Source organism: Actinomadura sp. NPDC048032, from assembly GCF_040653175.1.
Classification (GTDB): Bacteria; Actinomycetota; Actinomycetes; order Streptosporangiales; family Streptosporangiaceae; genus Spirillospora; species Spirillospora verrucosospora.
Map to the genome: position 1 here is coordinate 1 of NZ_JBEZJP010000078.1, position 24815 is coordinate 24815.

The following is a 24815-nucleotide window of genomic DNA, read 5'->3' on the forward strand; positions in this document are numbered from 1 at the left end:
CCGCCGCCCCCTCCCGTGTGGGCCCACCACAGGTCACGGCTGGGATCCGAGGCCTCACGTGTGGCCACGACGCTCCTCGCCTTCCCCGCGCGGTCGACGCGGCCCGCGCCCAGCAGGACGCCGGCGCCGCCGCCGCGTGGCTCGCGCTCGTCCTGGCCGCGGCGGCCGTCGCCACCACGGGCGAGGACGTCCTCGGCTCCTACTGCGGCAGCGACATCACCGCCTGGCTCCGGCACCGGCTCCTCGGGCACGTGCTGGCCCTCGGCCCGGAGGGGCGGCGGCGCTTCCCCGCGGGGGACGTGCTGTCGCGGCTCACCGAGTCCGCGTCGGGCCCGGCGGCGTTTCCCGTCCTGCTGCTGTCGGCCGCCGCCACGCTGGCCACCACCGTGGGCGCGCTGGCCGGGCTGGCGTTGATCGACTGGTGGCTCGCCGCCGCGTTCGCGGCCGGGATGCCGCCGCTGCTGGTCGCGCTGCGCGTGTTCGTCGTCCGGGCCACCGATCCGTTCGCCCGCTACCAGGCGTGCCAGGCGGCGATCGCGACGCGGCTGCTCGACGCCCGGCAGGGCATCCGGACGATCCGGGCGAGCGGCACCGCCGCCGCCGAGGTGCGGCGCATCCTCGCGCCGCTTCCCGGCCTCGGCCGGGCGGGCCGGGAGACCTGGGCCGTGCAGGGCAGGGTCAGCCGGCGGCTCGCGCTGCTGGCCCCCCTCACCCAGGTCCTGGTCGTCGGCGTCGCGGGCGTCCGCCTGGCCGCCGGCGAGATCACCACGGGCCAGCTCGTGGGCGCGCTGTCCTACGCCGCCATGGCCGCCGCGTCGGCGTCGGTGTTCGACACCGTCGTCGCGCTCCTCAACTGCCAGGTCGGCGCCGGGCGGATCGGCGAGATCCTCACGGCCGTCCCGGCGGTGCGGCCCCCCGCGCGGCCGTCGCGGCTGCCGGACGGGCCCGGCGAGCTGCGGCTGCGCGGCGTCACCGTCCGGCTCGGCGGCCGCGCCGTCCTCGACGGGCTCGACCTCGACGTGCCGCCCGGGACGACCGTCGCGGTCGTCGGCACGTCCGGCACGGGCAAGAGCGTGCTGATGTCGACCGTCGGGCGGCTCCTCGACCCCGACGAGGGGGTCGTCGAACTCGACGGCGTCCCCGTCACCGAGGTCCCGCTCGCGGAGCTTCGCCGCGCCGTCGCCTACGCCTTCGAACGCCCCGCGCTGCTCGGCGCGACCGTGCGCGAGACGATCGCCTACGCCCGCCCCGCCGCGACGCGCGCCGAGGTGCACCGCGCCGCCCGCGACGCCGTCGCCGACGCCTTCATCCGGGCCCTGCCGAACGGCTACGACACCCCGCTCGACCGAGCCCCCCTGTCCGGCGGCGAGCTGCAGCGGCTCGGCCTGGCCCGCGCCGCGCTCGCCGACGCCCGGATCGTCCTCCTCGACGACGCCACCAGCAGCCTCGACACCGCCACGGAGCTGAAGGTGACCCAGGCCCTCCGGCAGATCCTGGCCGGACGGACCAGCCTGGTGGTGGCGCGGCGCCCGGCCACGGCCGCCCGCGCCGACCTCGTCGCCTGGCTGGACGCCGGACGCGTGCGGGCGCTCGCCCCCCACGCGGACCTGTGGGCGGACCCGGCCTACCGCGCCGTGTTCTCCACCCGGGCGGCCTCGTGACGGCGCCGCCGGCAGCGCGCCTGCTGCACCGCCACCTGCGCGGCCAGTGGCCCGCGATGCGCCGCCTCTCCGCCTGGTCGGCCGTGGAGTCCCTGCCGATGTTCGCGTCCGGCCTGCTCCTGGCCCGCGCCGTCGACCACGGATTCCTCGCGGGCCGCACCCTGACGGGCCTCGGCTGGCTCGCCGTCCTCGCCGCCCTGTACGCCGTCGGCGCGTTCGCGACCGGGCGGGTCTACCCGTGGCTGGCCGCGACCGTCGAACCGCTGCGCGACTCCCTGGTCACGGAGGTCGTCGCGGCGGCCCTCCGCCGGATGGCCGACCGGACCCCTGACGCGGCCGGCGCGGGCGTCTCCCAGGTCACCGAGCAGGCCGAGGCCGTCCGGGCCCTGGTGGGGACCGCGCTGCGCAACGTCCGCCAGCTGGTCTCCGCCGGCGCCGCCGCCCTCGTGGGCCTGGCGCTGCTCTCGCCCCTCCTGGCCCTCGTCATCTGCCTGTCGGTGGCGCTCGCCCTGGGGGTGTACGCGGCGTTCGTGGGCTTGCAGATCCGCCGCTACCGAGCGGTCATCCGCCAGGCGGAGCGCATCGGAGAGACCGCCGCCACCGTCGTGCACGGCGTCCGCGACGTCGCCGCCTGCGGCGCCGAGGACCGCGCCGCCGCCACGGTGGGCGAGGTCGTGGACACGCAGGCGGAGGCCCTGCGCGCCTACGCCCGCACCCGCTGGGTCCGCCTCCCCGTCCTGGCCCTGGGGGTGCACCTCCCCCTGCTCGCCCTGCTGGTGCTGTCGCCTTACCTCACCGCCCACCACGGGCTCACCGCCGGGCAGATCGCGGGCGGCGCGGGCTACCTGGTGACCGGACTCCAGCCGGGCATCACCGTCCTGGTCGACGCGGGCGGCACCCTCCTGCTCAGCCTCGCCGTGGTCCTGGGCCGCCTCGCCGAGGTCTGCGCCGTCCCCGAGACCCCGCCGCCCGGCACGGCGACGGCCGAGTCGTCCGGCATCGAGGCCGACCACGTCACCTTCGCCTACTCCCCGCACGCCGCCCCCGTCATCGAGGACCTCTCGCTCCACCTCCCCGAGGGCACGCACCTGGCCGTCGTCGGCCCCAGCGGCACCGGCAAGTCCACCCTCGCGAACCTGCTCACCGGCCTCCTGGAACCCCAGAAGGGCAAGATCACCCTGGGCAAGGTCCCCCTCCCCCACCTGGACCCGGCGGACCTGCGCTCCTCGATCACGCTGATCCCCCAGGAGAGCTACGTCTTCGCGGGCAGCCTCCGCGACAACCTGACCTACCTGAACCCGGAGGCCGGCACCCGTGACCTGGACGAGGCCGCGGCCGCCGTCGGGCTCCCGGACCTCGTCGAACGCCTGGGCGGCTACGAGACCGACATCCCGCCCGGCGGCGGTGACCTCTCCCAGGGCGAACGCCAGCTCATCACCCTGGCCCGCGCCTACCTCTCCCCGGCCAGAGTGATCGTCCTGGACGAGGCCACCAGCCACCTGGACCCCGCGACCGAGGCCCGTGCCGAACAGGCCCTGGCGACCCGCGGCGGCACGCTGATCGTCATAGCCCACCGCATGACCTCGGCCGAACGGGCCCAGCAGGTCCTCCTCCTGGACGGCCCCGTCCCCCTCCTGGGCACCCACGAGACCCTCCAGACCCGCAGCCGAACCTACGCAGCCCTAGTGGGCCACTGGCACACCTGAGTCACCGGGCCGGCTTTCGCTGTGCTGATGCGACGCAGGTCGGGCGACGGTCAGTTCGCACACGCCGTCCTTGCAGGAGCGCTGCAACCGGCCCATGGAGACGGTCTGCACCAGCCCGATCGCCCAGCAGGCCGGACACCCGCGCAGCGCGAGGAGGCCGATCGGCGCGAGCAGGAGGCTGCCCGGTCCCAGCACCGGCAGCAGCGCGAACGCCCCGATCAACGCCCCGAAGCCCGTCGCACCGCGGAGAAGGTGCCGGGGAAGCGACGTGCTCGCGAAACTCCGCTTGTCAGTCATCGCCGTCTCCTGAAACCGAGTGGGGTGCGCCCCGCAGCGTCTGATGGACCGACGCGCGGGCGCGATGCAGCCGCGACTTCATCGCGGGAAGGCTGAGGCCGAGCGCGTCGGCGACCATGCGCCCGCTGTATCCCTGGATGTCGCGCATGATGAGGACGCGTCGCTGGTCCGCCGGCAGATCGGCGATCGCCGCCGCGATCCGGCCGGCCTCCAGGCGTCGCAGGACCTCGTCCTCGGCCGAGACCACGCTGACGTCCGGGACCTCGTCGTAGTGCGGCGGCCTCAGTCGCGCCCGCCGCAGGCACTCGTTGCGGACGATGCGGAACATCCACGACGCCAGCGCCCCGGACGCCCGCAGCGTCCCGATCTTGCGGTACAGGGTGATCAACGCCTCCTGCGCGGCGTCCTCGGCGTCCTCGGGTGACGCGCACAGGGTCCGGGCGAACCGGCGCACGTGCGGATGCGAGCCGGACACCAGCGCGGCGATCGACTCCACATCACCGCCCTGCGCGGCGGCGACCATCCGCTCCCCGGGCCAGGTCCGCTCAGCCACGCGAGCGCCCCCGCCTGCGCAGCACGGTGACACTGCACGCGCACACGAGCACGGCCACACCGATCACGGCAGCACCAACGATCATGACAACCTCCCGGTCGAGTTCCCTGTCGGCGCTCCGGCCGACACCCCTAAGAGAGGCAGGAACCCACCCAAAGGATTCACCCCACCCCCGGGTCGGATGACCCGCATCCAGTCTCCGCACGTCAGAAGGCGAGCCGACACCACGCCGCCAGGAAGCGAGCCGCCGTCCACCCCACCCCGGCGGAGTCAGACGAACCCGCTCTCACCTGGCCCCCACAAGGCACGCCACGTCCCCGCCACCGGCGCCTACCGTGACCGCCTGCCTCCGGGTGTGAGCATCGGCTCCGACGAACGTCTCGTGATCATCTCTGGAAGGCTGCTTTCGGCCGCCGAACTTGCTTGATCGACTCGCCCGATTCCGGGCGGCGTGCTGGACGATCCCCGCTGGCAGGCGTTCAGTGCCGGCGGCCGGCGACGCGCCCTCGCCACCGCCCGCCCACTCATCGCGTCGTGATCATTCGCCCAGCAGCAGGATCTCCAGGAACTCCTGCGGCGCGTCCCTCCAGACGTCGTGGCCGCTGTCCAGCGTGTGAACCCGCCAGGCCGGGTCGTCTGCCAGCCGGTCGCGGACGGCGGTGAACGGCGTGCCGTCCCATCCGGACAGGTACACGTAGTCCCGGGTCTTGACGTCGCGCAGGCCGGCCGCGTCCAGCCGGATTCGCTGGAGGAAGGAGGCCAGCGGATGGGCTGTCACGCGCGGGTCGCGGCCCGGGGGCGGCTGGACCGCGTACCCGTCCCCCGCCGCGCCTTCCAGGAACAGGCTGCGGTAGGCATCGGTGGTCAGGTCCCAGCAGGACTGGCCGTCCTCGGGTACGTAGGCGTCGCAGTAGACCAGGCGGCGCACCACGCCGGCGGGGGCGCGGTCGGCGGCACCGGTGATGACCATGCCGCCGTAGCTGTGCCCGACGAGAACGGCGTCGCCGACCTCCTCGGCGGCGAGCAGGGCGAGCACGTCGTCGACGTGGGTGTCCAGGTTGACGGTCGCGGAGTTCAGGTGGGCGCGCTCTCCGACGCCGGTGGGTGTCACGGTCAGCGCCCGGTGTCCGGCGGCGCGGAGTCGCTCGGCCAGGTCGGAGAAGTACCATCCCCCGCGCCAACCGCCGGGAACGAGGACGAAAGCTGTCATGCGGGGCTCAACGATGCCTTGATCACAGGGATTCCTTCCCCGGTCATGGGTGATCCTCTGCTTGACCTCGTGTTCGATTGAGGTTTTAGCGTGGCGGCTCCTGGTGTTTCGGAAGGGGGCGGTGTGGGTTCTGGTGATGGGGCCGTTGGCGTGGCGGTGCTCGGGCTTGGGGAGATGGGGGGCGCGCTGGCGGGAGCGATTCTGGGCGGCGGGCATCCGACCACCGTGTGGAATCGCACTGCGGGGCGGGGTAACGCGCTGGTCGCCAAGGGGGCGCGGCAGGCCGACGGCGTCCGCGATGCCGTCGCCGCCGGGCAGGTCGTGGTGGTCAACGTGAAGGGGAACTCCGTCGCTCGTGAGCTGCTGGAGGCGGCGGGGGACGTCCTGCGCGGGCGGGTCGTCGTCAACCTGACGGACGGGACGTCGAGCGAGGTCAGGGAGGTGGCCGCGGTGGTCGCCGAGCGCGGCGGGGAGTACCTGCACGGGCAGATCATGACCATCGCGCCGGGCGTCGGGCATCCGGACGCGACGGTCTTCTACGGCGGGTCCGCGGACGTCCACGAGCGTCACCGGAAGGTGCTGGGGCTTCTCAGCGGGCAGGCACCGCTGGTGTCCGAGGATCCCGGCGTCGCGGTGCTCTACGGTATGGCCGTCCACGGGACGATGTGGGGGCTCCTCAACGGGTTCCTGCACGCGGCCGCGGCGCTCTCGGACGCGGGTGTCGAGGTCGGGCGGTTCCTGGGGTCGGCCAGGAGTCCCCTCGCGTCGCTGTCGGCCTTCCTGCCGTCGATCGCCGAGGAGGTCGACCGGCGCCGGTTCGCGACGCCGTACGGGGCGCTGCGCCACCATCTGCCCTCGATCGAGGATCTCGCGCGGGAGAGCCGGGAGCGGGGCATCGACGACGAGTTCCCCGAGTACTCCCGGGCACTCGTGGCTGCGGCGATCGAGCGGGGGCACGGCGACGACAGCTACTCCCGGCTCGTCGAGCACTTCCGCAAGGCGTAGAACCACCAAGGTGGTCTGGATGCCGGGATGGTGTGGGCGATGCCTCGGCTCGACACCTTCCCACGTCAGGCGGATTGCGCGGATGCGGCGCCCAGGGCTCGGATCGCGAGATCGATCGCGGTGGTCAGGCGCTCCAGATCGTGACCAGCGCGCTCTCGTACCCGTAGGCCGAGCACCGTCGTGAACAGCGACTCCACGGCTCCGTCGATGTCGAGGTCGGCGGACAGCTCGCCTCGCTTCCGCCCCTCGGCCAGCACCTCCTGCAGGGCCTGCCGGGTGACCGTGAACGCGGCCTCGATCCGCTCATGGACCTGGTCATCAGTGGTGCCGAGTTCGGTGGCGGTGTTGACCACGAAGCATCCGCGGCCGGTCGTGCCGCCGGCCGGGCAGGTCACCAGCCACAGCATCCATTCCCGCAGCACCTCGCGAACCGGGCGGTCACTCGCATCCAGACGCCGGCGGGCCTGCGTCGACTCGGTGGCCCGGTAGTGGTCGAGCGCGCGCAGAAAGAGCGTGTGCTTGTCCGTGAACGTCCGGTACAGGCTGCTGGGCGTGAGCTTCAGCTCGTCGCCCAGGTCGCGCACCGAAGTGGCGTGGTAACCGCGTCGCCAGAACAGCTCGGTCGCCGAGGTGACCGCTTGCTTCTCGTCGAACTGCCGGGGTCGTGCCATGGGTTCACCGTACCCAACTTGTGGAGCGATCGCTCCCATACTAGGGTCCCCATTCGGGAGCGATCGCTCCCGAATTGCTGGAGGAGGATCCGTTGACGACCGCTGAGCAGACCCCCACCCAGAGACAGGAGCCAGGGACCCCGGACAAGACTCGCTGGCCGGCGGTCTGCGTGGTGGCTCTGGGCACCTTCCTGCTGGTGACCGCCGAGCAGCTGCCGATCGGGCTGCTGACCTCCGTGGAGTCCGCGCTGTCGGTCTCCGAGGGGACGGCGGGACTGATGGTGACGGTGCCCAGCATCGTCGCCGGGTTCGCGGCGCCTCTGGTCCCGATGGTCGTCAGGTCGCTGGACCGCCGCATCCTGCTGGTCGGGCTGATGACCCTGATGACCCTCGCGAACCTGGGCTCCGCCCTGGCGCCGACCTTCGCGGTGCTGGTGGGCTCCCGGGTGCTGGTGGGCATAGCGATCGGCGGCTTCTGGGCGGTCGCCGCCGGCCTGGCGGTCCGGCTCGCCGCCCCCGCGGACGTGCCTCGCGCCACAGCGGTCATTTTCGGTGGCGTCGGGGCCGCGAACGTTTTCGGCGTCCCGCTCGGCACCCTGGTCGGCGACCTCACCGGCTGGCGCATCGCCTTCTCTTCGCTCAGCGCCCTGGCGCTCGTGACCCTGATCGCCCTGCCGGCGGTACTGCCGAGGCTGGTCGCCTCCCAGGCCGTCCGGCCCGAGCTGCTGATGGAGCAGCTCCGCAACCCAGGCGTACGCGTCGGCATCATCGCGACGGTGCTCCTTGTGTTCGGCCACTTCGCCGCTTACACGTTCGTGAGCCCGGCGCTGCAGAAGCTGTCGGGGATCGACGAGCGCTATGTCGGTCCGCTGCTGTTCGGGTTCGGCGCGGCCGGCATGATCGGCAACTTCGTCGCCGGTTCGGCGCTCTCCCGCCGCGTGCACCGCAGCGTGCTGACGATCGCAGTGGCCATGACGGCCGCGATGCCGCTTTTCCTGCTGCTGGGTCGGACCGCGACCGGCGGCGCCCTCCTGCTGATCGTCTGGGGTCTGGCCTTCGGCGGTGTGTCCGTGGGCCTCCAGACTTGGATGATCAAGACCGCTCCGCAGGCCGTGGAAGCCGCCTCCTCGCTGTGGGTGGCGGTGTTCAACCTGTCCATCGGTTTTGGCGCGCTGGCCGGCGGCGTCATCGTCGACACGCTCACGCTCCAGGGCGTGCTCTGGCTCGGTGGCGCCTGCGCCTTGCTCGCCGCCCTGGCGATCTGGACCGCCCGTGGCAACCGAGCCCTGCGATAACCCGATATCCGCTCGGGTCGCCTGGGCACCGGAGAAGGACCTCCAGTGCCCAGGCAGCCGTACTTCCAGAACAACAAGCCGAACAGGCGCCGGCTACGGCTGGTCGCCGAGGCTGAGGAGGAGGGTGCGGAGGGTTTCGGCCAGGACGTCTTGTTCGTGCTGGTCGAGGGCGGCGAGGAGGCGGCGTTCGTTGTCGATGTGGGCGGCGACGGCGCGGTCGATGAGGTCGCGGCCGGCGGGGGTGAGGGCGACGAGGACGGTGCGGCGGTTGGCGGGGTCGAGGTCGCGCGTGACGTAGCCCTTGGCGACGAGCCGGTCCAGGCGGTTCGTGACGGCGCCCGAGGTCACCATGGAGGAGCGGGCCAGCACGCCCGCGGTGACGCCTTGGGGGGCGTCCGCGCGGCGGAGGGTGGCCAGGACGTCGAACTCGCCCCGTTCCAGCCCGAACTCGGCGAACAGGGCCTTGAGTTCGCGCTCGGCGATGCGGGTCAGCCGGGAGAGGCGGCCCAGGACCCGCATGGGGGACGCGTCGAGGTCGGGCCGGGCGCGAGCCCACTGCTCGACGATGAGGTCGACGGCGTCTCGCTCCACGATTACCTCTCAACGTTGAACTGTTTGACATCAAGGTAGCATCCGGCCTACCGTCCTCAGCGTTAAACACTTCAACGTTGAGAGGTTGCTTCATGCGACGTCGGACGATCTCTGCCGTGCTGGTGTTCGGGCTGGCCGCCGCGACGAGCGCGCCGGCCCAGGCGGCGGACGCCGGGGGCGGCACGGTGTACCCGACCACGATCCGGCTGCCGGACGGGTTCCAGCCCGAAGGCATCGCGATCGGCCCCGGGCCGGTCGCCTATGTCGGCTCCATGGCCGACGGGTCGGTCTACCGCGCCGACCTGCGCACGGGGGCCGGGGCCGTCCTCGGCCGGGGGCCGGGCACGCAGGCCCTCGGGCTCAAGAGCGACGGGCGCGGACGGCTGTTCGTGGCGGGCGGCACGGGTGGCGACGCCCGCGTCCTCGACGCCCGGACCGGACGGGTGCTGGCGTCCTACCGGCTGGCCACCGGCCCGTCGTTCGTCAACGACGTCATCATCACGCAGGGCGCCGCGTGGTTCACCGACTCCACCGACCCGGTGCTCTACAAGCTGCCGCTCGACGGTGGACGGCTCCCCGCCGCCGCGGTCCGGATCCCCCTGACCGGCGACCTGGTGTACCAGGGCAGTCCCGACAGTCCCGGCAGCGCGGGGTTCAACGCCAACGGCATCACCCCTACACCGGACGGGCGGGGACTGCTCGTGGTGCAGTCGAACACCGGCGGGCTGTTCCGCGTCGAGCCGACGGGCGAGACCCGCCGGGTGAACCTGCACGGCGAGTCGCTGCCGGAAGGCGACGGGCTGCTGCTGCGGGGCCGGACGCTGTACGCGGTGCAGAACCGGCTCAACACCGTGGCCGTCGTGCGACTGGACGCGGACGGAACCGACGGCCGCGTCGTTCGCCGGGTGACGGATGCCCGGCTCGCCCTGCCGACGACCGTGGCCGCCTTCGGCTCGCGGCTGTACCTCCCCAACATCCGGTTCTTCGCCACGGGACCGACGCCGGACGTCTCGTACAACGCGGTCGCCATCCCCCGTCCGTAGTCCGATTCGCGTTTTACCCGGAGGCGCGGGCGGGGTTGGAATGAGCCGGACATAACTTGAACAACACCGCACGCGGCGGCGGACATGGCGGCGGACAACCAGGGCAGATCGACCGGCGTCGGGCACCTAATGGAAAGGCGTCCGAATAGTCCATTTCTCTTGATCTGATGGGATACCTGGTTTATGTCGCGAATAGCTGCGGCGGTGGCGGCCGTCGTGGGCCTGCTGGTCGCCGTGATGTCCGGGCTCGCGCAGTCCGCCCCGAGCCCGTCTCCGAAGCCCACGCCTCCCGGTGCCGGGAAGAACGGCGAGGCGTGGGCCTGGACGCAGTTGGTGAACGGGACGAGCCACACGACCGAGGTCCGGTTCGCCACCACCGAGAAGCCCGCCGGGAACTGCCCCACCCTCCAGTACACCCTGGGAGGCAAGACGCAGACGGCGGTGCTGAGGAAGGTCAGCGATCCTTTCGTCACCGGCGGCGGGCTCCAGCAGTTCCCGACGACCTTCTGCGTGGCGCCGGTCCCCGACGGGGCGAGCAACGCGCTGATCGAGCCGTCCACGACCAATGCGGCCACCGTGCATCCGGGGAACCTCCAGCTTCCGCTGCCCGAGTGGCCCGTGAACGGGCGTCCCCGGAGCGTCGCGGTGATCGGTGACGCGGGGTGCGAGGTCGTCTCGCCCACGGTGGGCGCCCCGAAGAACCAGGACTGCCAGAAGAACTGGCCGCTGGAGCCGCTCTCGGTGCACGCGGCGGCGCAGTCCCGGCCGGACCTGGTCGTCCACGTCGGCGACTACGTGTACCGGGAGACGCCGGAAGGCGCGAACGACGCCACGCCGGGGTGCGACACGCAGGGGCAGGCCGCCGACTGGAGCTGCCTTATCAAGGACTTCCTGCGGCCCGCGCAGGCCCTGCTCGCCGAGGCCCCGTTCATCTTCGCGCGGGGCAACCACGAGGTCTGCACGCCTCCGAAGGTGGGGCGGGGCGCCGAATGGTTCCGCTATTTCGCCGCGGTTCCGCAGAAGAACAACGAGTGCTTCTCACTGCCGCAGACGCAGGCCGAGCCCGTCCAGATCAATGCGGGCACGCTGCATTTCATCCTGTTCGACTCCAGCTCGGCGAGTGAGAGGAACAAGCCGGACCAGGCCCAGGCCGCCCAGTACGCGAAATGGTTCGACGAAGTGAACGCCCTGGCCGCCAACCATCCGACGCACGACTACTTCCTGATCACCCACAAGCCGCTGTGGATGGTCAAGCAGGCCTCGTCCACCGCCGTGACGTGGATCAACCCGACGCTGGCTAACGCGGTCGGGCAGACGGCGAAGGGGGCGCTGGCCGGCAACATCGACCTGGTGATGTCCGGGCACGTGCACCTCTACCAGATGCTCGACTTCCTCAACAGCTCGCGTCCGCCGCAGCTGACCGTGGGCTCGTCCGGGACGACGCTCGACACGCCGCCGGACGACAGCAAGGTGACGGGCAAGACCGTCGACGGCGAGACCGTGCAGCACGCGGTCTCACGGGGCGTTCACGGCTACGCGCTGCTGCGCGACACGGGCGGCCAGTGGCATCTCACCTTCCACGGGGTCTCCGGGCAGGCGTGGCCGCTGGACTGCGCTCTGAGCACCGGGGCCACCAAGGAATTCGACTGCAAATAGGCGGCTTCATGGATGCAGGGCCGCGTCGGGCGGAGTTTCGGCGACGCGGGTGAAGCGGACGGTCAGGCCGTCGCGTTCGGGGGCGCAGCAGTAGGGGCCCGCGGCGGCCATGACGCCGGGAGGGAAGGGCGCCAGCCGGATCATCCGCCAGGGCTCGTCGCCGGCGCGGGCGCGGACGGTCACGGCGTCGCCCGAGCGGCTGGCGCGGATGGTCACCTCGCGGCCCTGCCACGGCACGGGCGCCGAGGACCAGTCGGACACGCCGTGGGTGACCACCGCGCCCAGCTGGAGGGCGCCGTCGCAGTACTCGGCGCCCGCCTTGATCCAGGTCGTCGCGGAGAGGCGGACGAGGAGGCCAGCCTGGTCGAACTGGTGGTCGTAGGCGGCGACGAAGGAGACCTCGATCGCGGCCTCGGGCCCGAACGGGGAGAGCAGGGCGTGCCCGCTGTCGCGGTCGTAGCCGTAGGACGTCGTGCGCCAGAAGTCGCCGCCCCGCGCCGCGGTGACGACGAGGGCGGGGCCGTCGGGCGTCGCGGACGGCGGCGGGTTGAGCCATTCACCGGTGATCATAGGTCGGAAATCTACGTCAGGGGGTGGAGTCAACCCCACCACCAGGGGTGGGTTTTACCTCCCATGATCGGGTAGCTGAACCCAGTGTCTCCGGAAATGTCAGACGCGAGGGTTGAGATGGACGGGGACGACCGGGCTGGGAGGCACGATGGTGAGCGGAGCGGCAGTGGGCGGGGCGGTGCGCGGCCGGATGCGGCCGCTGCTCACCGAGGTGGGGCTGCTGGCGGTCCTGTTCGCCTTCTACAAGTGGGGCCGGACGCTGATCGAGGGCGGCCCCGGGCAGGCGATGGCGAACGCGCACGGGCTGTGGCGGTTCGAGCGGGAATGGCTGCCGAGCGAGGTCGGATTCCAGCATTGGGCGCTCGGATGGGACCACGCGGCGTTCCTCGCCAATGTCTATTACGTGAGCGTCCATTTTCCCGGAACGGCGTTGCTGCTGATCTGGCTTTATGTGCGGCACAGGTCCGCCTATGCCAGGGTCCGCAACGAACTGGTGGCGCTGACGGCGGCCGGCCTCGTGGTGCACACGATGTTCCCGCTGGCGCCGCCCCGGCTGGCGGGGATCGGGGCCGTCGACACGATGCTGACCGTGGGGCCGTCGGCCTATCCGGCGGCGGCCGACGGGATCGCCAACCAGTACGCGGCCATGCCGTCCCTGCACATCGGGTGGGCGATCCTGGTGGCCGTGGCGGTGCTGCGGGTGTCGCGGAGCCGGTGGCGGTGGGTCGTCGCGCTGCACGCGCCGCTCACGGTCCTCGTGGTGGTGGTGACGGCCAACCACTACTGGACGGACGGGATCGTCGCCGCGCTCCTGCTGGCCGGCGCCATGGCGCTGGTTTCCCTGGCCGGACGGATGCGGCAAGCTGTGGGTCATGCTGCCGACGCACACGAGTCCCGAGGTCCCGGACGTCCCCGTGGCGGTCCTGCCGATCGGGAGCCACGAGCAGCACGGCCCGTTCCTTCCCCTCGCGACGGACACGGTGATCGCGTGCACGATCGCGGCGGAGCTCGCGAAGGCGTACCCGGTGCGGACGCTCCCGCCAGTGACGATCTCGTGCTCGCATGAGCACGCGGACTGGCCCGGGACGGTGAGCATCTCGGCGGCGACCCTGTACGCGGTGGTCAGGGACGTCGCCGAGTCGCTGCGCCGGGCCGGCGTCCCCAAGCTCGTGCTGGTCAACGGGCACGGGGGCAACTACGTGCTCGGCAACGTCGTGCAGGAGGCGCACGGCGACATGGCCCTGTTCCCCGCGATGGAGCACTGGGAGGCGGCGGAGAGGGCGTCCGGCGCGGAGACGTCCGCGGTCAGCGACATGCACGCCGGGGAGCTGGAGACCTCCATCCTGCTGCACGCCCATCCGGAGCTGGTCCGGGACGGGTACCGGACCGCCGACCATCTGGCCGACGACCGGCGGCACCTCCTGACGACGGGAATGGCGGCCTACACGACGTCGGGCGTGGTCGGGCGGCCGTCACTGGCCAGCGCCGACAAGGGCCGGGAGACGCTGCGGAGCTTCGTCGCGTCGTTCGGGGACGTCCTCGCGGTGCTTCAGCAGCAGGGCGGCCGCGCCGGGCAGGGACGCGACGAAGGTGAGAACCCCGTACACGACGGAGACGGTCAGGCCCTGCGCTGAGCCGAGCCCGGCCGCGCCGAACGCCAGGGCGAGCACGGCCTCGCGCGGTCCCCAGCCGCCGACGTTCACCGGCAGCACCATCACCAGGAGCGCCAGCAGGAGCAGCGGCAGGAGGGTGAGCAGCGGGGCCGTCGCGCCGGCGAGGCGGGCGGCGACCACGAACAGGGCCAGGTGACCGGCCAGCGCCGCGGCCGACAGGCCCACGATCGCGGGCCAGGCGCGCAGGGCGGCGCGCACGTCCGCGAACGCCGGCGCCAGCGCGCGGCGCCGCCACCGTGCGAGGACCAGCACCGCGGCCAGGACGGCTCCCGCCGGGACCAGGGCGGGCGCCAGCGCCGAGGTGAGCGCGGGGTGGGCGAGCAGCGCGGCGGCGCCCGCGGCGATCGCGACGCCCTGACCGGCGACGCGTTCGAGGAACACGGCCCGCACGCCGCGCGCGACGTCGCCCGCTCGGTTCCCGTGGCTCACGGCGCGGTGGACGTCCCCGAGCACGCCCGCGGGCAGCACGGCGTTGAGGAACTGGGACCGGTAGTAGTCCGCGACGGCTCCGCCCAGCGGCAGGTGGAGGCCGAGCCGCCGCGCGACCAGCCGCCAGCGGGCCGCGCTGAGCACGGTGGTCAGCAGGCCCAGGGCGAGCGCCGCGGCCACGGCCCCGGCGTCCACGGCGTGGAGCGCGTCCACGAACGCGTCCGTGCTGTGCCACCACAGGAGCGCGGCGAGGATGCCCAGCCCGGCGAGCGGGCGCAGCCAGGGCAGGAACTTCGTCACGGGGCGCTCCCGGGGAGGACGAGGAGGTCGACGTGGTGGACCTCGGCGGTGAGGCGCCCGGCGGCGCACTCGGTGAGGCGGCGGCCGAGGTAGTCCTCGGCGAAGGGGGCCAGGTCGGGCCGCTGCTCGACGGCGGCGGCGACCCAGCCGCGCAGCCACTGCGCGGTCAGCGCGGCCTGGCCGGGGCCGAGCCGCCACGGGCTCGGGCGCGCCTGGACCGACGCGCCGCGGCGGCCGAACGCCCGGGTCGCGGCGGCGACGGCGTCGGGCCCGAGGAGGCCGCCGCGGCGCTGGTGGGCGTCGAAGGCGGCGGCGAACTCGGCGTCGAGCGGCTCGGGCGGGGAGAGGCGGACGCGCCCGACGACCGACAGGGTGAGCAGCGCCGGGCAGGCGACCGCGGCGGCGATCGCCTCGACCTCGGCGGCGGTGAGCACGTCCAGCAGCGCGGACGCGGTGACCAGCGACGCGCCCACCAGGTCGGACGCGCGGAGCGCGCCGATGTCGCCCGCGCGCGTCTCGACCGTCGCGGGCGTCCCGTCGGCGGTCGCGTACTCGCTCGCGCGGGCGCGGTCGAGCAGGCGCGGATCGGCGTCGTGCAGGATCCAGTGCTGCGGGCCGCGCAGCCGCCCGGACAGCCAGCGCCCCTGGGAGCCGGTGCCGCACCCGAGGTCCCAGATGACCAGCGGCCCGTCCGCCGGGAGCGCGGCGCGGAGCGGGTCGAGCAGCTCCGCGGCCCGCGCCGTCGCGTCCGCGCCCTCGCGCAGCTCCAGCCAGGATGGATCGAACTCCGTCACAGCGCCTCCTCGCGCCTCGACCCCCGTCATGGCGCCTCCCTTCGCAGCTTCGACAAGACGGTTCCCATGCGGCGGGCGGTGTCGTCCCAGCCGGGCAGCGTGCCGCGCCGCAGCCGGGCGGAGGCGCGCAGCCGGTCGCGCAGCTCCGGTTCGACGAGCCAGCGGCGCAGCGCCGCGCCCAGCGCGACGGGGTCGTCCGGCGGCACGAGCATGCCGGGGACGGCCCCGGACGGATCCCAGCCCAGCGTGTCCGGGACCCCGTCCACCGAGGTCGCGAGCACCGGGACGCCGCGCGCCAGCGCCTCGGTCACCACCATCCCGAACGTCTCCGCGCGGGACGCCAGGACGAGCAGGTCGGCACCGGCGTAGGCGTCGTCCAGCCGCTTGCCGGTCAGCGGACCCGTCAGCTCGACGCGCCCGTCGAGCCGGTGCCCGCCGATCAGCCGCCGGACCCGCGCGACGTGTTCCGGGTCGCCGCCCAGCGGCCCGACGCACTCGCAGTCCCAGGACAGGTGCGCGATGGTGGCGAGCGCCTCCACGAGGACGTCGTGCCCCTTGCGCGGGGTCACCGACGCCACGCACAGCAGCCGCGCCGCGCCGTCGGTGCCGGACGCGAGCGGCGCCGGGTCGGTGCCCGGGGCGACGGCGTGGACGCGGGACGGCTCCAGGCCGTGGTGGGCGATCAGGTGGTCCCGGGCCCACGGGCTCGTCGCGACGACGGCCCCGGCCGCCTCCAGCACCTCGCGTTCGCCCGCGTTCAGATCGCCCTGCCCGGGTTCGTCGGCGAGCGGGAGGTGGACGAGGACGGCGAGCCGCAGCCGCGCCGCCTCCGGGACGACGATCTCCGGGACGCCGCACGCCACCAGCCCGTCCATGAGGACGACGGACCCGCCGGGCAGCGCGGCCAGCGCGCGTCCCAGACCGGCGCGGGCCGCCCGGTCAGGCCGCGGCCACGCGCCGGGCACCGCCACCTCCCGGACGGGGCGCCCGGACGCCGCGAGCTCCTCGCACAGCCGCCGGTCGTAGCGGTTGCCGCCGCTCGGGGCGGCGGCGTCGTCGACGCCGGCCGGGACGACCACGCACACCTCGCGGGACGTCACAGTTCACGCTCGTAGCTGGCCCAGGCGACGTGCGACTCGTGCAGCGTCACCGTGATGCCGGCCAGGCCGGCGGCGTTGGCGCCGAACGCGCCGGCGCGCACCCGGTCGGCGAGCCGGTCGGCGATGACCTTGGCGAGGAACTCCGTCGAAGTGTTGACCCCGGCGAAGTCCGGCTCGTCGTCCAGGTTCCGGTAGTTCAGCGCGCCCAGGACCTCGCCGAGCTCGCTGGTGGCGAGCCCGATGTCGACGACGATGCCGTCCGGGTCGAGGTCGGCCCGGCGGAAGGTCGCGTCCACCACGAACGTCGCGCCGTGCAGGTGCTGCGCGGGCCCGAAGACCTCGCCGCGGAAACTGTGCGCGATCATGACGTGGTCGCGGACGGTGATGGCGAACAACGAACGTCCTCCTCGGTAGGCAGGCTCGGCGGGCGGTCCCGCCTCAGTAGGCGATCCGGTGGCACAGGGCGGGCTGCTCGCCGCCCGCGAGGCGCGGCATCAGCCGCGGCAGCTCGGCGAACGGGCTCTCCCCGGTGATCAGCTCGCCGAAGGCGGGGTCGGCGAGCAGCCGCAGCGCGAGCGCGATCCGGTCGGCGAAGCCGCGGCGCGACCGGCGGGACGGCGGCACGGCGCCGACCTGGCTGCCCCGGATCGCCAGCCGCCGCGAGTGGAAGAACTCCCCGAGCGGGACGGTGATCCGCCGGTCGCCGTACCAGCTCAGCTCGATCACCTCCCCCTCCGGTGCGAGCAGCTCCAGCGACCGGGCGAGCCCGGCCTCGGACGCGCTCGCGTGCACGACCAGGTCGCAGCCGCCCTCGGCCTGGTCGGGATGGGCGAACCCGACGCCGAGCGCCCGCGCGACGTCCGCGCGGGACGGGTCGGTGTCGACCAGCTGGATCCGGCATCCCGGGAAGCCCGCGAGCACGCCGGCGACCGAGCAGCCGACCATCCCGGCGCCGACCACGGCGATGCGGTCGCCGACGAGCGGCGCCGCGTCCCACAGCGCGTTCACGGCCGTCTCCACCGTCCCGGCGAGGATCGCCCGCTCCGGCGGCACCCCGTCCGGGACGGCGCTGACCGCGCTCGCCGGGACGACGTACCGGGTCTGGTGCGGATAGAGGCAGAACACCGTGCGGCCGGCCAGCTCGGCGGGGCCGTGCTCGACCACGCCGACGTTGAGGTACCCGTACTTGACCGGGCCGGGGAACGCCCCGTCCTGGAACGGCGCCCGCATGACGGCGTGCTGGTTCGGCGGGACGCCGCCGCGGAACACGATCGCCTCGGTGCCGCGGCTCACGCCCGAGAAGAGCGTCCGGACGAGCACCTCCCCCGGCCCCGGTTCGGGGAGGACGACATCGCGGATCTCGCCCTCACCTGGCGACCGGATCCAGAAGGCGCGCGCGTCGCGCTCCATCCGTGCCCCTTCCCCGAATCGTCCGGTTCTCCTGAGTTCCTTGCGCCTCTCCGGCGGCGGGCACACGATCCGCCGTGCGCCGCCGCTTCGCCAGCCACGCCACGTCCCGTCCGAAGGACCACACCAGCAGCGCCAGCGCCGCCGCCACGAGCGCGCCCGAGTGCGGCACGACGCCCGACGCCGCGACGACCAGCGCCACCCCCTGCACCACGGCGACGGCCTTGCGCGCGACGCTCGGCCGCAGGTCCGCGCGCAGCCACGGCGCCGTCCAGGCCGCCGCGCCGAACGCGTACCGCATCGCCCCGATCGCCAGCACCCACAGGCCCGCCGTCCGCGCGACCTCGACGCTCAGCACCAGCACCAGGACCGCGTCGGTCTCCATGTCGAACCGCGCCCCGAGCCTGGACACCGTCCCGGTGCGCCGTGCGACCCGACCGTCGACGCCGTCCAGCACGAGGGCCGCGGAAGCGGCCGCGACCAGCGGCCAGAGGCCGGCGTCACCGGTGAGATGCCCCGCGACCAGCGCCGCGACACCCCCGGTGAGGACCACCCGCGCCAGCGTCACGTGATCGGCCGGCCCCAGCGCCCGCCGCCGCCGGAACGCGGCGGTCAGCAGCGCCCACGAGGCCAGCGCGTACCCGACGCCCACGGCCAGGCCCGCGTGGCCGGGACGGAGCAGCGCCAGCAGGGCGAGCTGGGCGGCGACGGCCGCGGCCAGCTCCGGCCCCCTCGTCAGGCGGGGGCGGCGCGGGGCCGGGAGCCCGGCCGGCGCCGGGCGCGGCAGCGCCGTCGGCCGCGTCATCGCCGCACCTCGCCGAGCGCCCCGGCGGGGGCGTCGAGCTGCGGGAGGTCGTGGCCGAGCCGGTCGCGCTTGGCGGTGAGGTAGCGGACGTTGTCGGCGCTGACCGGGACGAGCAGCGGGACGCGCGCCGCGACGGCGACCCCGTAGGACTCCAGCGCGCTCACCTTGACCGGGTTGTTGGACATCAGCCGCACCGACCGGACGCCGAGGTGCCGCAGGATCCGGGCGGCCGGGCCGTAGTCGCGCACGTCCACCGGCAGCCCGATGGCCGTGGCGGAGTCGACGGTGTCCAGTCCCTGGTCGTCCTGCAGGATGTGGGTCCGGACCTTCGCCACCAGCCCGATCCCGCGGCCCTCGTGGCCGCGCAGGTAGACCAGTGCACCGGCGCCCTCGCGGGCGATGGCGTCCAGGGCGGCGCCGAGCTGGTCCCCGCACTCGCAGCGCGTCGCGCCGAAGATGTCGCCCGTCATGCACTCGGAGTGCATCCGGACGAGCACGTCGTCGCGCCCCCGCACCTCGCCCCGCACCAGCGCCATGTGCTCGTGCCCGTCGACCGGGTCCCGGAACGCGACGGCGCGGAACACACCGCGCCGGGTTCTGAGGTCCGCCTCCGCGATGTCCTTCTGGTCGATGCCCTCGTCCATCGCTCCCCTTCCCTGGCTACACAACCACCCCTGGTACGTCGCGAACACCTGAGGTGGTTGTGTCCCAAAACGGTCCGTACAACCGATGGCACGCAGGGGAGGCGCCTCAGGGTTCAGCCCAGGCGGACGCGGACCACCAAGTCGTGGAGGGCGCGGCGGTTCGCGGGGGCCTCGGGGAGAGCACTGCGGTCGCGTTCGCCTTCCAGAAGGACGGTGAGAGCGGCGACATCCCCCTGCAGGCGGGCCGGGTCCGGCGCGTCGTCCGGCAGCGCGGCGTGCTCGGCGGCCCGCTTCGCCTCGATCAGCTCGGGCAGGTAGGACGGCCCGTCTCCGGCGAGCCGGGTCAGGTCGGCCTCGACCTCGCCGGTCCGCATCAGGTGGACTCCCGTCAGCAGCACCCGGAACGTGTAGAGGAGCGGTTTGAGCTCCCGCGACCGCTCGAAGAGCTTCCACTGGGACCGCGCGAACCCCAGGTAGTGGTGCGCGTGGTTGAAGGTGACCAGCCCGGGGACGAGGGACTTCAGCTCCGCGTGCACGGGAGAGGTGGCCACGACCAGGGGCGACATGACCTGCTCGAGGACGTAGCCGTTGCGCCGCATGAGCAGCGTGCAGAACTTGGCCAGTTCGTGGGTGACCGCGTCGGCCTCCACTCCGGCGTGGTCCCACATCAGCGTGACGGTCTCCTCCCCCGTCTCCAGGCCGACGACCTCCTCCAGCGGCAGCAGGTGGACGCCGCGCAGGTCGACGTCGGAGTCCCGCGACGGGAACCCGTACAGGTGCGCGCCGCTGACGGTGAGGAACGCGCGGGGGTAGGGGTGGTCGGCGGCGAGGCGGTCGGCCATGCCCTCGGGGAGGTTCACCAGGTCACACTCCTGCGTCGAACGGAGACCAGCAGTTCCTCGACCGCGGCGCGGTCGGGTTCGGGCGGCAGCGGGCTTCGGTCCAGGGCCTCGTCCATCGCGGCGCCGACGGAGGCGCGCCACGCGCCGATCTCGTCCCAGCCGACCTCGCCGCGGCGGACGGCGAGGAGCCGCTCGCGCAGGCCGCCGACCTCCAGCCGCGGCTCGCCGTGCCGGACGAGGCGCAGGCCGCTCTCCAGCAGCCGCAGCATGTGCATGACGTGCTTCCAGCGCGGCGCTCCGCCGTTGCGCAAGTCGCCGTCCAGCTTGCGGAACTGGGCCTCGGCGTAGCGGAGGAACGTGCGGTGCGCATGCCGGGACAGGAACGCCGGCCGCACGGCCAGCAGCTCCTCTCCGACCGGCGTGACCCGCTCGACCAGCGGCGACCACAGGCATTCGAGGACGGTCGGGTTCGCGGCCAGCGCCAGCTCGCAGAAGCGCTCCAGCTCCCAGGAGAACTGCTCGGGCAGCGGGCCGTCCAGATGCGTCGGCGGCTTGGTGAAACGCCAGAACAGGGGCGCCGGGGCCGCGTAGACCCCGCGCCGGTCGACGTCGCTCTCATCGGTCGCCAGTCCGTACGCGCGCGACCCGACCACGACCGACAGGATCGTGTGGTCGCGGACGAGGTCGAGCGCGCCGGAGGGGTCGGGGTTCGTCACGCGGGCAGCCTGGCGCAGGCCCCGCGGGCATGTCGACCGGATTGTCCGGTCTGTGCAAAACGGTTACAGATCGGCCACGAACTTGCTGAAAGTTTCTGCAAGTGATTTACGCGGCTGAAACGCGTTGCTAGCGTCCCGGACCAGCCACCCCCAACTCTTGACCTGCGGGACGACGGCCCGGCGCGGGACGTCCCGCGAAGGAGGACACCATGCGGCGCACTCCCCTGATCGGCGGCACGGTCGTCTGCGCCGCCCTCGCGCTGTCGCTCTCCGCCTGCGGCGGCGACGACGACGGCGGCTCGAAGGGCGGCGCGGGCGCGGCGAGCCTGCAGGGCCGCGGTCCGATCACCTTCGTGACCGGCAAGGACCGCTCGGGCTACCTGCAGAAGCAGCTCGACGGCTGGAACACCGAGCACCCGAAGGAGCAGGTCCGCATCATCGAACTGCCGGACGAGCCGAACGACCAGCGGCAGCAGATGATCCAGAACGCCACGACCAGGTCCGACGCCTACTCGGTGCTGAACCTCGACGTGGTGTGGACGGCCGAGTTCGCCGCCAACCGCTGGCTCGCGCCGCTGCCCAAGGACGAGATCGACCTGTCCAAGATGCTGCCCGCGACCATCGCCACCGGGCAGTACCGCGACAAGCTGTACGCCGTGCCGTCCACGTCCGACGCCGGGATGCTCTACTTCCGCAAGGACCTGCTGGAGAAGGCCGGCATCACCGACCCGCCGAAGACCTACACCGAGATGTGGGACGACTGCGCCAAGGTCAAGAAGCTGCCCGAGGCGAAGGACGCCGACTGCTTCTTCACCGAGGTCAACAAGACCGAGAGCATGACGATCAGCGCCGTCGAGGCGATCGAGAGCGCCGGCGGCTCCATCATCGGCCCCGACGGCAAGCCCTCGCTGAACACCCCGCAGGCCAAGCAGGGGGTCGAGTTCCTCGTCGGCGCCAAGAAGGACCACATGCCGAAGGAGGCCGTCACCCTCGACACCGAGGGCGGCCGCCGCTACTTCCAGTCCGGCAAGCTGATCTTCCAGCGGCAGTGGCCCTACCAGTACGGGCTGGCGAACTCGGACGACGGCTCGTCGAAGGTGGCGGGCAGGTTCGCGGTCGCGCCGCTGCCCGGCCCGAACGGCCCCGGCGTCGCCAACCTCGGCGGCCACAACCTCGCGATCTCCGCGTTCGCCAAGAACAAGGCGACCTCGCTCGACTTCATCCGCTACCTCACCGGCGAGCAGGCCCAGCGGGCCAATCTCCTCGCGACCTCGCAGGCGCCCACCGTCGCGGCGCTGTACGACGACCCCGAGATGGTGAAGAAGTTCCCGTACCTGCCCGTCCTCAAGCAGGCCATCGCCAACGCCAGGCCGCGCCCGGTCGCCGTCAAGTACGGCGACGTCACCGCCGCGATCCAGGGTGAGATGTACGACGCGGTGACCGGGAAGAAGCCCGCCGACCAGGCCCTGACGGACCTGCAGGGCAAGCTCCAGCCGCTGACCGCGCAGTGAGCGGGACGACCACCGCCGAGAGCGCGCCCGCCGCCGGCACCGCCGCGGCGGGCACGCCCCGCGGACGCGCGAAGTCCGACGTGCAGGGCACGCGGCGGCTCGCGGCGCTGCTGCTGTCGCCCACCCTGCTCGTGCTCGCCCTCGTGATCGGCTACCCGGTCCTCGCCGGCTTCCGCGAGTCGCTGTACGCGCGTGGCGAGGGACTGGACGCCGACGGGTTCGTCGTCGAGGGCGACCGCTTCGTCGGCCTCGACAACTACACCGCGATCTTCCAGGGCGACCGCGCCGACGCCTTCTGGAACGCCTTCTCCAACACCACGTTCTTCACCCTCACCACGGTCGTGCTGGAGACGGTGATCGGCGTCGCGATGGCGCTGATCATGCAGCAGGCGTTCCGCGGGCGGGCGCTGGTGCGCGCGAGCATCCTCGTCCCGTGGGCGATCCCGACCGCGATCTCCGGGCTGCTGTGGCGGTGGATCTTCCAGGCCGACGGCGCCGCGAACGCGGTGCTGCGCCAGGAGATCCTGTGGACCGCCGACGGCTTCCCCGCCAAGGCGGCCGTCGTCATCGCCGAGGTGTGGAAGACCTCCCCGTTCATCGGGCTGCTCGTCCTCGCCGGGCTGCAGATGATCCCCCGGGACGTCTACGAGGCCGCCCGGGTGGACGGCGCCGGCCCGGTCCAGCAGTTCTTCCGCATCACGCTGCCGCTGGTCAAGCCCGCGCTGCTGGTCGCCGTGCTGTTCCGGATGCTGGACGTGCTGCGGATGTTCGACCTGCCCGCCGTGCTGATCGGCGTCAACCAGAAGTCCGTGGAGACGCTGACGATGATCGCCTGGTTCGAGGCGTCCAACCTGCGGTACGGGTCGGCGGCGGCATATGCGACCGTCCTGTTCCTGTACATCGCGCTCATCGCCTACCTGTTCGTGAAGCTGCTCGGCGCCGACATCATCGGCGAGGCCCGGCGGACCAGGCGCCCGCGCGCCGTCCGGACGCCGCGCGGCGGAAGGAGGGCGGCGGCATGACCGGCTCAGTGGTGAAGCGGACGCTGTCCTCCCTCGGGTTCGCCGCCGTGGCGGTGTACTGCCTCGCGCCGTTCTACTGGATGGCGGTCTCGGCGTTCCGCCGGCCGCAGGACCAGTTCGACAACTCGCCGGTCCCGGCACGGTGGTCGTGGGAGAACTTCTCCGCGGTGTTCTCCGGCGACAACGGCTTCGGCCGCGCCCTGCTGAACAGCGTCATCGTGGCGGGCGCCACCACCGTGCTCACCCTGCTGGTCGGCACGTTCACCGCGTACGCGCTGGCCCGGCTGGACTTCCGGTTCAAGAACGCGGTGCTCGGGCTGATCGTCGCGACGACGATGTTCCCGGGAATCTCGCAGCTGGTCCCGCTGCTGAAGCTCTTCACCGACATCAAGTGGATCAACACCTACCAGGCGATGGTGCTGCCCAGCCTCGGGTTCGCGCTGCCGCTGTCGGTGTGGCTGCTCACCGCGTTCTTCCGGCAGCTGCCGTTCGAGCTGGAGCAGGCGGCGATGGTGGACGGCTGCACCCGCGGCCAGGCCTTCCGCAAGATCATCGTCCCGCTGGCGGCGCCCGGGGTGTTCACCACGGCGATCCTGACCTTCATCGCCGCGTGGAACGAGTTCCTCATCGCGCTGTCCATGGTCAACAAGAAGGAGATGCAGACCGCGACCGTCGCGATCTCCAAGTTCACCGGCGTCTCCGGGTTCGACCAGCCGTTCGGCACCCAGATGGCGGCCGGGGTGATCGTGACCGTCCCGCTCATCGCCGTGGTGCTGGTCTTCCAGCGCCGGATCGTCGCCGGCCTCACCGCCGGCGGCGTCAAGTAGCACCCGACAGCTCCCGACAAGAAGGATGTTGATGACCCAGGACACCCTGCTCGTCCACACCGCCGGCGACCGCGCCGAAGGCGGAGGCTGGTGGCGCGACGCCGTCATCTACCAGGTGTACGTGCGCAGCTTCGCCGACTCCGACGGCGACGGTGTCGGCGACCTGCCGGGCATCCGGTCCCGGCTGCCCTACCTGGCCGGCCTCGGCGTGGACGCGCTGTGGCTGACCCCGTTCTACGTCTCGCCGATGGCCGACTTCGGCTACGACGTGGCGGACTACCGCGACGTCGACCCGCTGTTCGGCACCCTCGCCGACGCGCGCGGCCTCATCGCGGACGCGCACGCGCACGGGCTGCGGATCATCGTGGACGTCGTGCCGAACCACACCTCCGACCGGCACGCCTGGTTCCGGGCCGCGCTCACCGCTGCCCCCGGGTCCGCCGAGCGCGACCGCTACGTCTTCCGGGACGGGAGGGGACCGGACGGC

The 24815-nt window shown here is 73.0% G+C and carries 25 protein-coding genes and 2 pseudogenes; 12 read left to right on the forward strand and 15 right to left on the reverse strand.

Features of this window, described 5'->3' with window-relative positions:
- Together AB0C69_RS13570 and AB0C69_RS13575 are read left to right on the forward strand one after the other, a co-directional pair.
- The coding region (locus tag AB0C69_RS13570; protein ID WP_360353286.1) for an ABC transporter ATP-binding protein at positions 1-1661 on the forward strand (1661 nt) is incomplete at its 5' end.
- Positions 1658-3367 (forward strand): ABC transporter ATP-binding protein, encoded by a 1710-nt coding sequence (locus AB0C69_RS13575; protein WP_360353288.1) that lies wholly within the window; start codon positions 1658-1660, stop codon positions 3365-3367. The genes AB0C69_RS13570 and AB0C69_RS13575, both read left to right, overlap by 4 nt.
- On the opposite strand, the gene AB0C69_RS13580 is transcribed toward AB0C69_RS13575, so the two are convergent.
- The 3 genes from AB0C69_RS13580 to AB0C69_RS13590 form a co-directional block, all read right to left on the reverse strand.
- Positions 3344-3664, reverse strand: a complete 321-nt coding sequence (locus AB0C69_RS13580; RefSeq protein WP_360353290.1) for a hypothetical protein — start codon at positions 3662-3664, stop codon at positions 3344-3346. The two genes, AB0C69_RS13575 and AB0C69_RS13580, sit on opposite strands and share 24 nt — an antisense overlap.
- Positions 3657-4217, reverse strand: coding sequence for a sigma-70 family RNA polymerase sigma factor (locus AB0C69_RS13585; RefSeq protein WP_360353292.1), 561 nt, complete (start codon positions 4215-4217; stop codon positions 3657-3659). Before AB0C69_RS13585 ends, AB0C69_RS13580 begins: the two co-directional genes overlap by 8 nt.
- Positions 4218-4755: 538 nt before the next feature.
- Positions 4756-5427, reverse strand: coding sequence for an alpha/beta hydrolase (locus AB0C69_RS13590; RefSeq protein WP_345177507.1), 672 nt, complete (start codon positions 5425-5427; stop codon positions 4756-4758).
- A 156-nt stretch (positions 5428-5583) separates the two neighbouring features.
- On the opposite strand from AB0C69_RS13590, the gene AB0C69_RS13595 reads away from it, so the two are divergent.
- Positions 5584-6432 carry an NAD(P)-binding domain-containing protein gene (locus AB0C69_RS13595; protein WP_360353324.1) on the forward strand — a complete coding sequence of 283 codons (849 nt, stop codon included), beginning with the start codon at positions 5584-5586 and terminating at the stop codon, positions 6430-6432.
- Between the two features lie 65 nt (positions 6433-6497).
- Here AB0C69_RS13595 and AB0C69_RS13600 read toward each other — a convergent pair whose 3' ends face one another.
- The gene (locus AB0C69_RS13600; protein WP_360353294.1) at positions 6498-7103 is read right to left on the reverse strand and encodes a TetR/AcrR family transcriptional regulator; all 606 of its coding nucleotides are present in this window, start codon (positions 7101-7103) and stop codon (positions 6498-6500) included.
- A gap of 92 nt (positions 7104-7195) precedes the next feature.
- Between AB0C69_RS13600 and AB0C69_RS13605 the strand changes: the two genes are divergently transcribed.
- Positions 7196-8398, forward strand: coding sequence for an MFS transporter (locus AB0C69_RS13605; protein WP_360353296.1), 1203 nt, complete (start codon positions 7196-7198; stop codon positions 8396-8398).
- A 93-nt stretch (positions 8399-8491) separates the two neighbouring features.
- Here AB0C69_RS13605 and AB0C69_RS13610 read toward each other — a convergent pair whose 3' ends face one another.
- Positions 8492-8989 (reverse strand): MarR family transcriptional regulator, encoded by a 498-nt coding sequence (locus tag AB0C69_RS13610; protein ID WP_360353298.1) that lies wholly within the window; start codon positions 8987-8989, stop codon positions 8492-8494.
- Positions 8990-9081: 92 nt separating this feature from the next.
- On the opposite strand from AB0C69_RS13610, the gene AB0C69_RS13615 reads away from it, so the two are divergent.
- Entirely contained in the window at positions 9082-10032 is a 951-nt protein-coding gene (locus AB0C69_RS13615) for a superoxide dismutase (RefSeq protein WP_345177516.1), read from the forward strand.
- Between the two features lie 183 nt (positions 10033-10215).
- Positions 10216-11688 (forward strand): metallophosphoesterase, encoded by a 1473-nt coding sequence (locus tag AB0C69_RS13620; RefSeq protein WP_360353301.1) that lies wholly within the window; start codon positions 10216-10218, stop codon positions 11686-11688.
- 6 nt (positions 11689-11694) lie between these two features.
- Here the strand turns inward: AB0C69_RS13620 and AB0C69_RS13625 are convergent, their stop codons facing one another.
- Positions 11695-12258 (reverse strand): DUF1349 domain-containing protein, encoded by a 564-nt coding sequence (locus tag AB0C69_RS13625; RefSeq protein WP_360353303.1) that lies wholly within the window; start codon positions 12256-12258, stop codon positions 11695-11697.
- A gap of 286 nt (positions 12259-12544) precedes the next feature.
- On the opposite strand from AB0C69_RS13625, the pseudogene AB0C69_RS13630 reads away from it, so the two are divergent.
- Positions 12545-13081: pseudogene (locus AB0C69_RS13630) on the forward strand (phosphatase PAP2 family protein); the annotation flags it as partial.
- A gap of 49 nt (positions 13082-13130) precedes the next feature.
- Positions 13131-13892 carry a creatininase family protein gene (locus AB0C69_RS13635; RefSeq protein ID WP_360353305.1) on the forward strand — a complete coding sequence of 254 codons (762 nt, stop codon included), beginning with the start codon at positions 13131-13133 and terminating at the stop codon, positions 13890-13892.
- On the opposite strand, the pseudogene AB0C69_RS13640 reads toward AB0C69_RS13635, so the two are convergent.
- The 9 genes and pseudogenes from AB0C69_RS13640 to AB0C69_RS13680 form a co-directional block, all read right to left on the reverse strand.
- Positions 13887-14729: pseudogene (locus tag AB0C69_RS13640) on the reverse strand (lysylphosphatidylglycerol synthase domain-containing protein); the annotation flags it as partial. The gene AB0C69_RS13635 and the pseudogene AB0C69_RS13640 sit on opposite strands and share 6 nt — an antisense overlap.
- The gene (locus tag AB0C69_RS13645) at positions 14657-15484 is read right to left on the reverse strand and encodes a class I SAM-dependent methyltransferase (protein ID WP_360353307.1); all 828 of its coding nucleotides are present in this window, start codon (positions 15482-15484) and stop codon (positions 14657-14659) included. The gene AB0C69_RS13645 and the pseudogene AB0C69_RS13640, both read right to left, overlap by 73 nt.
- A complete protein-coding gene (locus AB0C69_RS13650) occupies positions 15481-16554 on the reverse strand; it encodes a glycosyltransferase family 4 protein (RefSeq protein ID WP_360353309.1) in 1074 nt (357 codons plus the stop codon). Before AB0C69_RS13650 ends, AB0C69_RS13645 begins: the two co-directional genes overlap by 4 nt.
- On the reverse strand, positions 16551-16949 hold the full coding sequence (locus AB0C69_RS13655; RefSeq protein WP_345177530.1) for a 6-carboxytetrahydropterin synthase: 399 nt from the start codon (positions 16947-16949) through the stop codon (positions 16551-16553). Before AB0C69_RS13655 ends, AB0C69_RS13650 begins: the two co-directional genes overlap by 4 nt.
- Before the next feature lie 43 nt (positions 16950-16992).
- A complete protein-coding gene (locus AB0C69_RS13660) occupies positions 16993-17964 on the reverse strand; it encodes a zinc-binding alcohol dehydrogenase (RefSeq protein ID WP_360353311.1) in 972 nt (323 codons plus the stop codon).
- Positions 17921-18766, reverse strand: coding sequence for a CDP-alcohol phosphatidyltransferase family protein (locus tag AB0C69_RS13665; RefSeq protein ID WP_360353313.1), 846 nt, complete (start codon positions 18764-18766; stop codon positions 17921-17923). Before AB0C69_RS13665 ends, AB0C69_RS13660 begins: the two co-directional genes overlap by 44 nt.
- Complete coding sequence (ribA, locus tag AB0C69_RS13670; protein ID WP_345177536.1) at positions 18763-19410, reverse strand: GTP cyclohydrolase II; 648 nt, start codon at positions 19408-19410, stop codon at positions 18763-18765. The genes AB0C69_RS13665 and ribA overlap by 4 nt, the downstream gene beginning before the upstream one ends.
- A gap of 113 nt (positions 19411-19523) precedes the next feature.
- The gene (locus tag AB0C69_RS13675; RefSeq protein ID WP_360353315.1) at positions 19524-20270 is read right to left on the reverse strand and encodes a nucleotidyltransferase domain-containing protein; all 747 of its coding nucleotides are present in this window, start codon (positions 20268-20270) and stop codon (positions 19524-19526) included.
- Complete coding sequence (locus AB0C69_RS13680; RefSeq protein WP_345177540.1) at positions 20267-20968, reverse strand: nucleotidyltransferase domain-containing protein; 702 nt, start codon at positions 20966-20968, stop codon at positions 20267-20269. Before AB0C69_RS13680 ends, AB0C69_RS13675 begins: the two co-directional genes overlap by 4 nt.
- A 209-nt stretch (positions 20969-21177) precedes the next feature.
- On the opposite strand from AB0C69_RS13680, the gene AB0C69_RS13685 reads away from it, so the two are divergent.
- From AB0C69_RS13685 to AB0C69_RS13700, 4 genes are all read left to right on the forward strand, one after another.
- Positions 21178-22479, forward strand: coding sequence for an ABC transporter substrate-binding protein (locus AB0C69_RS13685; RefSeq protein ID WP_360353318.1), 1302 nt, complete (start codon positions 21178-21180; stop codon positions 22477-22479).
- Positions 22476-23501 carry a sugar ABC transporter permease gene (locus tag AB0C69_RS13690; RefSeq protein WP_360353320.1) on the forward strand — a complete coding sequence of 342 codons (1026 nt, stop codon included), beginning with the start codon at positions 22476-22478 and terminating at the stop codon, positions 23499-23501. The genes AB0C69_RS13685 and AB0C69_RS13690 overlap by 4 nt, the downstream gene beginning before the upstream one ends.
- Positions 23498-24328 (forward strand): carbohydrate ABC transporter permease, encoded by an 831-nt coding sequence (locus AB0C69_RS13695; protein ID WP_345177546.1) that lies wholly within the window; start codon positions 23498-23500, stop codon positions 24326-24328. Before AB0C69_RS13690 ends, AB0C69_RS13695 begins: the two co-directional genes overlap by 4 nt.
- A gap of 31 nt (positions 24329-24359) precedes the next feature.
- Positions 24360-24815 (forward strand): alpha-amylase family glycosyl hydrolase (locus AB0C69_RS13700; RefSeq protein WP_360353322.1); only part of this gene is annotated, 456 nt, incomplete at its 3' end.